Annotated in this window: 8 protein-coding genes; 6 read left to right on the top strand and 2 right to left on the bottom strand. The window is 66.5% G+C overall.

Translation table 11 applies throughout. From position 1 onward, the window contains the following. The 6 genes from leuS to VIM95_RS07010 form a co-directional block, all read left to right on the top strand. Window positions 1–1690, top strand: a 1690-nt coding sequence (leuS, locus tag VIM95_RS06985; RefSeq protein WP_331984310.1) for a leucine--tRNA ligase, incomplete at its 5' end; no start/stop codon positions are given. Window positions 1691–1752: 62 nt separating this feature from the next. Next, window positions 1753–2295 carry an LPS assembly lipoprotein LptE gene (gene lptE / locus VIM95_RS06990; protein WP_331984311.1) on the top strand — a complete coding sequence of 181 codons (543 nt, stop codon included), beginning with the start codon at window positions 1753–1755 and terminating at the stop codon, window positions 2293–2295. Beyond that, window positions 2295–3305, top strand: a complete 1011-nt coding sequence (gene holA / locus VIM95_RS06995; protein WP_331984312.1) for a DNA polymerase III subunit delta — start codon at window positions 2295–2297, stop codon at window positions 3303–3305. Before lptE ends, holA begins: the two co-directional genes overlap by 1 nt. Window positions 3306–3370: 65 nt before the next feature. Next, the gene (rng, locus tag VIM95_RS07000) at window positions 3371–4828 is read left to right on the top strand and encodes a ribonuclease G (protein ID WP_331984313.1); all 1458 of its coding nucleotides are present in this window, start codon (window positions 3371–3373) and stop codon (window positions 4826–4828) included. Between the two features lie 128 nt (window positions 4829–4956). Next, on the top strand, window positions 4957–5607 hold the full coding sequence (locus tag VIM95_RS07005; protein WP_331984314.1) for a response regulator transcription factor: 651 nt from the start codon (window positions 4957–4959) through the stop codon (window positions 5605–5607). A gap of 3 nt (window positions 5608–5610) precedes the next feature. After that, window positions 5611–7077, top strand: coding sequence for a HAMP domain-containing sensor histidine kinase (locus VIM95_RS07010; RefSeq protein ID WP_331984315.1), 1467 nt, complete (start codon window positions 5611–5613; stop codon window positions 7075–7077). Here the strand turns inward: VIM95_RS07010 and VIM95_RS07015 are convergent. Then, the gene (locus tag VIM95_RS07015) at window positions 6977–7336 is read right to left on the bottom strand and encodes a hypothetical protein (RefSeq protein WP_331984316.1); all 360 of its coding nucleotides are present in this window, start codon (window positions 7334–7336) and stop codon (window positions 6977–6979) included. The genes VIM95_RS07010 and VIM95_RS07015 overlap by 101 nt on opposite strands. An 8-nt stretch (window positions 7337–7344) precedes the next feature. Continuing rightward, a partial coding sequence (locus tag VIM95_RS07020; RefSeq protein ID WP_331984317.1) for a MipA/OmpV family protein occupies window positions 7345–8118 on the bottom strand: 774 nt, incomplete at its 5' end.

Genomic DNA, 8118 nt, shown 5'->3' on the forward strand with positions numbered 1-8118 from the left:
CACCCAGGACAAGAAGGGCCTGCCCACCGGGCTCTACGTCACCCACCCGCTGACCGGTAGCCAGGTCGAGGTCTGGGTCGGCAACTATGTGCTGATGAGCTACGGCGACGGCGCCGTGATGGGCGTACCGGCCCACGACGAGCGCGATTTCGCCTTCGCCAAGAAGTACGGCATCGCCATCAAGCAGGTAGTCGCCGCCGAAGGCGAGACCTTCACGACCGACGCCTGGGCCGAGTGGTACGGCGACAAGCAGCGTGGCACCACCATCAATTCCGGCAAATACGATGGCCTCGCCTACAAGGCCGCCGTCGATGCCGTAGCCGCCGACTTGGCCGCCCAAGGCCTGGGTGAGAAGAAGACCACCTGGCGCCTGCGCGACTGGGGCATCTCGCGCCAGCGCTACTGGGGCACGCCCATCCCCATCATCCACTGCGCATGCTGCGGCGACGTACCGGTCCCCTACGAAGACCTGCCGGTGGTGCTGCCCACCGACTGCGTGCCGGATGGCTCGGGCAACCCGCTCAAGAAGCGCGAGGACTTCCTCAACGTACCCTGCCCCAAGTGCGGCAAGCCGGCCCAGCGCGAAACCGACACCATGGACACCTTCGTCGATTCGTCCTGGTACTTCATGCGCTATACCTGCCCGGACGCGACCACCATGGTCGACGAGCGCAATGACTACTGGATGGCGATGGACCAGTACATCGGCGGTATCGAGCACGCCGTGCTGCACCTGCTTTACGCCCGCTTCTGGACCAAGGCCATGCGCGACCTGGGCCTCGTCAAGATCGACGAGCCCTTCAAGGCGCTGTTCACCCAGGGCATGCTGCTGAACGAATCCTTCTACCGCGAAGACGCCGCCGGTAAGAAGACCTGGTACTACCCCAACGAAGTCGAAGTCCAGCACGACGACAAGGGCCGTCCGGTCGCTGCCACCCTCAAGGCCGACGGCCAAGCCGTGGTCATGGGCGGCATCGAGAAGATGTCCAAGTCCAAGAACAATGTGGTCGAGCCCAAGGACATCATCGCCCGTTTCGGCGCCGATACGGCCCGTCTCTTCACCATGTTCGCCGGTCCCCCCGAGCAGAGCGCGGCCTGGTCCGACAGCGGTGTGGAAGGCGCTTACCGCTACCTGCGCCGGCTGTGGGCCTTTGGCCATAGCCGTGCCGACATGATCCGCGCGGCCGGCGCCGTGGGCGAGCTGGACAAGGACGCCAAGGCCCTGCGCCATGAGATCCACAGCACGCTCAAGCAGATCAATGCCGACTACGAGCGCCTGCAGTACAACACCGTGGTATCGGGCGCCATGAAGCTCCTGAACGCGCTGGAAGGCTATAAGGGCGACGCCCCGGCCGTGCTGCGCGAAGGCTTCGGCATCCTCTTGCGCGCGCTCTATCCGGTCAGCCCGCATATCGCCCACGTGCTGTGGAGCGAATTGGGCTTTGGTGGCGAGATCATCGACACCGCTTGGCCCGAGCCGCTGGCCGAAGCTCTGGCTCAGGACGAGATCAAGCTGATGGTGCAGGTCAACGGCAAACTGCGCGGCGAGATCGACGTGCCGGCTGGTGCCGACCGTGCCGCCATCGAGGCCTTTGCGCTGGCCAATGCCAATGTGCAGAAGTTCCTCGAAGGCCAGGCCCCGAAGAAGGTCATCGTGGTGCCGGGCCGGCTCGTCAATCTGGTAGTCTGAGCCCCATCGTCCTCAACCGACCCCTGCCGGCGCCTTCGGGCGCCGGACTAGCCGGAGCCGCCATGCGCCGTACCGCCCTCTTGCTGCCCCTGCTTCTGCTCACCGCCTGCGGCTTTCACCTGCGCGGCCTGGGCGAGACCACGCCGTTCGCCTTCTCCTCGCTCAATGTCGTCGCCCCCGGCGGTGGCCTGGGTGATGTGCTGAACCGGCAGCTGAGCCTGCGCAAGGACCTCACCCTGAAGCCCAAGGCGGCAGACGCCGAGGCGGTGCTGACGGTGGAAAGCGAAGTCATCGACAAGCAGATCCTCACGGTGAACAAGTCCGGCCGGGTTACCGAATACCAGTTGCTCTACCGCGCCAAGTTCAAGCTGGCGCAGAGCGGTCACGACTGGATCCCGTCCACGCAGATGACCCTGCGGCGCGACTACTCCTTCGACGAGAACAACGTGCTGGGCAAGGAAGCCGAAGAGCAGATCCTGATCCGCGATATGCGTTCCGACGCCGCCCAGCAGATCATCCGTCGGCTGGCGGCGCTCAAGCCGGCCAACGCCCCGGCACCGTATAGCGAAGTGCCGGCTGCCGCTTCCACCCCGGCCGGCAAGTAATGCCCATCCGTCCCTCCGACCTGCCCTCCCAGCTTGCCGGCGGTCGCCTTGCGCCCATCTATGTGGTGCATGGCGAAGAAGCCCTGCTGGCGCTGGAGGCGGCCCAGCTGATCCGCGACGCGGCCCGCCAGGCCGGCTTTGCCGAGCGCGAGGTGCTGACGGTAGAGCCGGGCTTCAAGTGGGCCGAACTGGCCGCCGCCGGCCAGGCCATCTCGCTGTTTGCCGAACAGAAACTGATCGAGTTGCGCATCCCCACCGGCAAGCCCGGTACCGAGGGTGGTGAGGCGTTGCAGCAATACGCCGCCGGTGCGCCGGCCGAGAACGTGCTGCTGGTGCAATTGCCCAAGCTCGAGAAGCTGCAGCTGCAGAGCAAATGGTTCAGCGCGCTGGAAGCGCAGGGCGTGGCGGTGGCCTGCCCGGCCGTGGGCCGCAACGAGTTGCCCAGCTGGATCGCCGAGCGGCTCGCCCGCCAGCAGCAGCGCTTGAGCCCGGATGCGATGGAATTCCTGGTGGCGCGGGTCGAGGGCAACCTGCTCGCCGCCAAGCAGGAGATCGACAAGCTGGCCCTGTTGCACCCGGCGGGTGAATTGGACCTCGCCGCATTGACCGAGGCGGTGGCCAATGTCGCCCGCTATGATGTCTGGGGCCTGGGGGATGCGCTCTTGGCTGGCGATGCTGGCCGCCTGGCGCGTATGCTCGACGGCCTTAAAGGCGAGGGTGAAGCGCCCCATCTGGTGCTGTGGGCCATGGCCGATGAAGTCCGTGCGCTGCTGCGGGTGGGCCTGGGCCGCTCGCAAGGCCAGAACCTGCAACAGCTCTACCGCGAGAACCGCGTCTGGGGCGACAAGCAACGCCGCTATCCGGCTGCGCTGGATAGACTCAAGGCCAGCCAGCTCAAGGCCGCCCTGGGCCACGCGGCCGAGATCGATCGTGCCGTCAAAGGCGTGGGCCCGGGCGACCCCTGGGAGGAACTGCTCAAGCTCGGGATGCGTCTGATGCCGACCCGCTGAGATCTCGCACCTCAGCGCATGCGCCCGCCGCGTGCGCTGCGGTACGACATTTTGGAAGTCCGCAGATGAAAGAGCACATCCTCATCAACGTCACCCCGCAGGAGACGCGGGTGGCCGTGACCGAAGAAGGCGTGGTGCAGGAGATCCACGTCGAACGCACCGCCTCGCGGGGCATCGTCGGCAACGTCTACCTGGGGGTGGTCAAGCGCGTGCTGCCGGGCATGCAGTCGGCCTTTATCGAGATTGGCCTGGAGCGGGCCGCCTTCCTGCATATTGCCGACGTGATCGAGCAGCGCCAGCATCCCAGCGAGCCGCAGCGCATCGAGCGGCTGATGTTCGAGGGCCAGAGCGTGATGGTGCAGGTCATCAAGGATCCCATCGGTACCAAGGGCGCCCGCCTCTCCACCCAGATCAGCATTGCCGGTCGCTTCCTGGTCTTTCTGCCGCAGGAGCACCATATCGGCGTCAGCCAGCGCATCGAACATGGCGAAGGCCGCGAACACCTGCGCGAGCGGCTTTTGCAGATGCTGCCCAAGGGCCATGACCATGGTGGCTATATCATCCGTACCTCGGCCGAGCATGCCTCCGAGGACGAGCTGCGCGCCGACGTCGCCTACCTCAACCTGATCTGGGCCGACCTCAAGCAGAAGGCCAAGACCCTGCCGCCGGAATCCATGCTCTACCAGGATCTCAACCTGCCCATGCGGGTGCTGCGCGACATCGTGCGCGACGAGACCCTCAAGGTGGTGGTCGATTCACGTGAAACCTTCCAGAAGATGAGCGAGTTCGCCGAGGCCTTCGTGACCAATGTCGCGCCCAAGGTCGAGCACTATCTGGGCGAGCGGCCGCTCTTCGAGATGCATGGCGTCGAGGCCGAGATCGAGCGGGCGCTGGCCCGCCGGGTCAACCTCAAGTTCGGTGGCTATCTGATCATCGACCAGACCGAGGCGATGACCACCATCGACGTCAACACCGGTGGCTTTGTCGGCACCCGTTCCTTTGACGACACCATCTTCAAGACCAATCTCGAAGCCACCCAGGTCATCGCCCGCCAGCTCAGGCTGCGCAACCTTGGCGGCATCATCATCGTCGACTTTATCGACATGGATAACGCCGAGCACCGCGAACAGGTGCTGCACGAGCTGGGCAAGGCGCTGGCCAAGGACCGTACCAAGGTCACCGTGTCGGGCTTTACCTCGCTGGGCCTTGTCGAGATCACCCGCAAGCGTACCCGTGAGAGCCTGGCCCACGTGCTGTGCGAACCCTGCCCGGTGTGCCAGGGCCGCGGCGAGATCAAGACCGCCCAGACCGTCTGCTACGAGATCCTGCGCGAGATCCTGCGCGAGGCTCGCCAGTTCAACGCCCGCGAGTACCGCATCCTGGGTTCGCAGACCGTGATCGATATGTTCCTCGACGAAGAGAGTGCCAACCTCGCCATGCTGGCCGACTTTATCGGCAAGCCCATCTCGCTGCAGGTCGAGAGCGCCTACTTCCAGGAGCAGTTCGACGTCATCCTGGTGTAGCGGCAGCAAACCAGACTAGGGTCACGGAACGGTTGGCCGCCTTGTTGGTCTAGCGTGGGCGCTGCCTATCCGGGTAGCGCCTATAAAGAAGCCCCAGGGGCTGATACAAGACAACAAGGATGACTGCCATGCGTATCTTGCTGGTGGAGGATGACCTGCAACTTGGCGCGGCGCTGCAGCGCGCGCTGGAGCAGGCTTTGATGGACGCCGTCTGGGTACGCCGCTGCGCCGACGGCTTGGCGCACTGCGGCAACTGCGACGCGATCCTGCTGGACCTGACCCTGCCGGATGGCGAGGGCATGGATCTCTTGCGCCAGTTGCGCGACGCCGGCAACACCGTGCCGGTGATCGTCATCACCGCCCGCGACCGCCTGGACGACCGCCTGCGAGCGCTCGAGAGCGGCGCCGATGACTTCCTCAGCAAACCCTTTGACGTAGAGGAAATGATCGCCCGCCTGCGCGCGGTGCGGCGCCGCGTAGGCGGCTATGCCTCGGACGAATGGCGCCTGGGCGGGCTGCGCATCGATACCGTGCGGCACCAGGTCTGGCGCGACGAGCAGCCGGTGGAGCTGTCGCTGACCGAATTCCGCCTGCTCATGGCCCTGGCCGGCATGCCCAAGCAGCTGGTCTCCAAGGACCGTCTGCACCGCCGGCTCTATGGCGATAGCGACGATGGTTCGCTCAACGCACTGGAAGTGCATATCCACAATCTGCGCAAAAAGCTCGGCGCCGAGCTGATCGTCACCGTGCGCGGCGTCGGCTACCGCCTGCAGGGCTGAGCCATGCGCGCCCTGTTCCGCCCCTCCATCCTGCGCCGGGTCTTTCTGTTCCAGGCCCTGCTTTTTCTGGTTATCTGGCTGCTGCTCCTGGCCGGCGTCTCCTTCATGGCCTTCCAGCGCGGCGAGGACTTCGAGAAGAGCACCGTGGTGCTGGCCTCGGCCCTGGCCGAGTTCAGCTCGGTCGGCCAGGTCGACGCCTTCCAGATCGGCGAGGTGGCCCGCCGCCTGCAGCGTATCAACGAGGACATGAGCGACGGCTATATCCAGCCGGACGAGTTCGCCTACCAGGTCTGGTCGGCCGATGGCCGCCTCTTGGCCCGCTCGGAAAACGCCGGTGGCAATCTGCCGCCAGACACCTTCCCGCAGGACGAGCGCTTGCAGCGCGGCGATTGGCAGTGGGTATCGCGCTGGAGCAGCGACAAGCGACTCTATGCCGCCGTGGGCATACGCGACAGCTTCTTCTGGCGGTTGGTGTGGCAGGAGATCTGGTTGCACAACGCCATTGCCGCACTCTTGATCATGCTCTTCCTGCTGGTGACCGCCTGGCTGGGCCTGCGCTCCAGCCTGCGACCGCTGCGCCGCTTTGCCCAGCAGGTGGCGCGGCGTAGCCCGCAGGATCTGAGCCCGGTGACGGTGGAGGGCGACTACGCCGAGTTGCGTCCTCTGGCCGCCAGCTTCAACGACTGGCTGGGCCGGCTGCGCCAGCGCATGGAGGCCGACCGGGCTTTCTATTCCGATGCAGCCCACGAGCTGCGCACCCCGCTCGCCGTGCTGGCGGCGCAATTACATGTGCTGGCCGAGAGCGACAGCGTGGCCGACCGACGCCAGGCGCGCGCTCGCCTGGAGCAGGGCATACAGCGCGCCGGTGGCCTGGTCAGCCAGCTACTCGAGATCGCCCGGCTGGAGAACCGCCAGGACGGGGGCTGCGCCGAGCCCTTGGACCTGGCCGTGTTTGCCCGCGAGCGGCTGGCGTTGCAGGCCGACAGGGCGCTGGAAAAAGACCAGCAGCTCAGCCTCGATGCCCCCGACCACCTGGCCTGGCGCGGCGAGCGTACCGCGCTGGCCTCGCTGCTGGACAACCTGCTCGACAATGCCATCCGCTATATCCCCGAGCGGGGGCGGATCGAGGTGCAACTGCGGCAGGACGGCGACGCCGTGCTGCTGGCGGTCTGCGACGACGGTCCCGGCATTCCGCCCACGGAGCGCGAGCAGGTATTCGACCGCTTCTACCGCCTGCCCGACAGTCTGGTCGGCGGTACCGGCCTCGGTCTCGCCATCGTACGGCGGGTGGTCGAGCTGCACGGCGGCGAGGTCAAGGTGGGGGTGGGCCTCGCTGGCCGCGGTGCCGGCTTCTATGTGCGGCTCCCTGCTACAGCTGCCGTAGGCCCGTTGATGCTGGCAGACCCAGATAGCAAGCCGGCTGGCTTCGCCCTGCTGCCAGCGGAATCTGGTAGTGCCCGTCCGGGCTAGGGCTCAGCAGCCAGCGCCCCCCCTCCCCCACCAGCATCAGCACCGGCCGCATGGCGCGCACCGGGCCATGCAGACAGGCCAGCCAGCGGTCCGCCTGGCGGATCACGCCCAGCCCGGTCGCCTCGCGGCTGGCCCAGCCCTCCAGGGACCAGACCCCGGCCAGGCTGCCGGGACCGCGCTCCGGCCGCAGTGCCTGCCAGCGCAGGGTGGCGGGCGCCACCCTGCGCTGGTCCCGTGCCAGTCCCAAGGGCGTGAACAAGGCCTGCCTCAGAAGTTGTAGCCGATGCCGAGCATGCCCACCGGCCCGCTCTTGCGCTCGGTCAAAGGGCTCTTGGCGGCATCGCCCAGGAGCCGGCTGTAGCCCACCATACCGGTCGCGGCCCAATGCTGGTCCAGCATCCAGGTCCCAGACAGGCCGGCATCGAAGTGGTTGAGTCCCGACTTTGGGGTATAGACCGGCCGCCCGGTCCGGCTGGCCTGCGCTTCGGTCACGCCGTAGTAGGCCTGGTTGTAGCGCTGGTCGCCCCAGCCCAGGCTCAGCTGTGCGGCGATCTGCAGCTCCTTGTCCTGGTGCATGGGCAGGCTCAGCCCCAGCTTGCCATGGGTGCCGCCATGGCCCTTGTTGTGCGGCGCGCGCATCACCTCGAAGGAGATCGGCGCGCCCAGGCCCGACCATTCGGCAAACACGCCGGCCTCGACCGTGCCTTCCAGCTTGCCCATGCCGCGCAGCTTGTCGCTGCCGCTGGCAAAGGGGCCGTTGCCCTTCTTTTCCTCGCGGCCACCGTCGTAGCCCACCTTGAGCCCCAGCTGCCAGTCGGGGGTGTCGATCGCCCAGGCGCTGATGCCCGAAGTACCGATCTCAAACCAGCCACGACGCCAGCTCAGCTCACCCATGGGGGTGACCAGGGTGCGGTAGTCCTTGGCACCGTCGTACTCGGGCTTGACGATCACGCCTACGCCGGCACGGGCCTTCCAGCCATCCTTGCTGTCTTTGCCGTCCTTGGCGGGTTCGTCGGCGTATGAGGTGAGTGCGGCCAGCAC

Origin of the sequence: Chitinimonas sp. (genome assembly GCF_036568685.1) — a bacterium.
Lineage (GTDB): Bacteria > Pseudomonadota > Gammaproteobacteria > Burkholderiales > Chitinimonadaceae > Chitinimonas.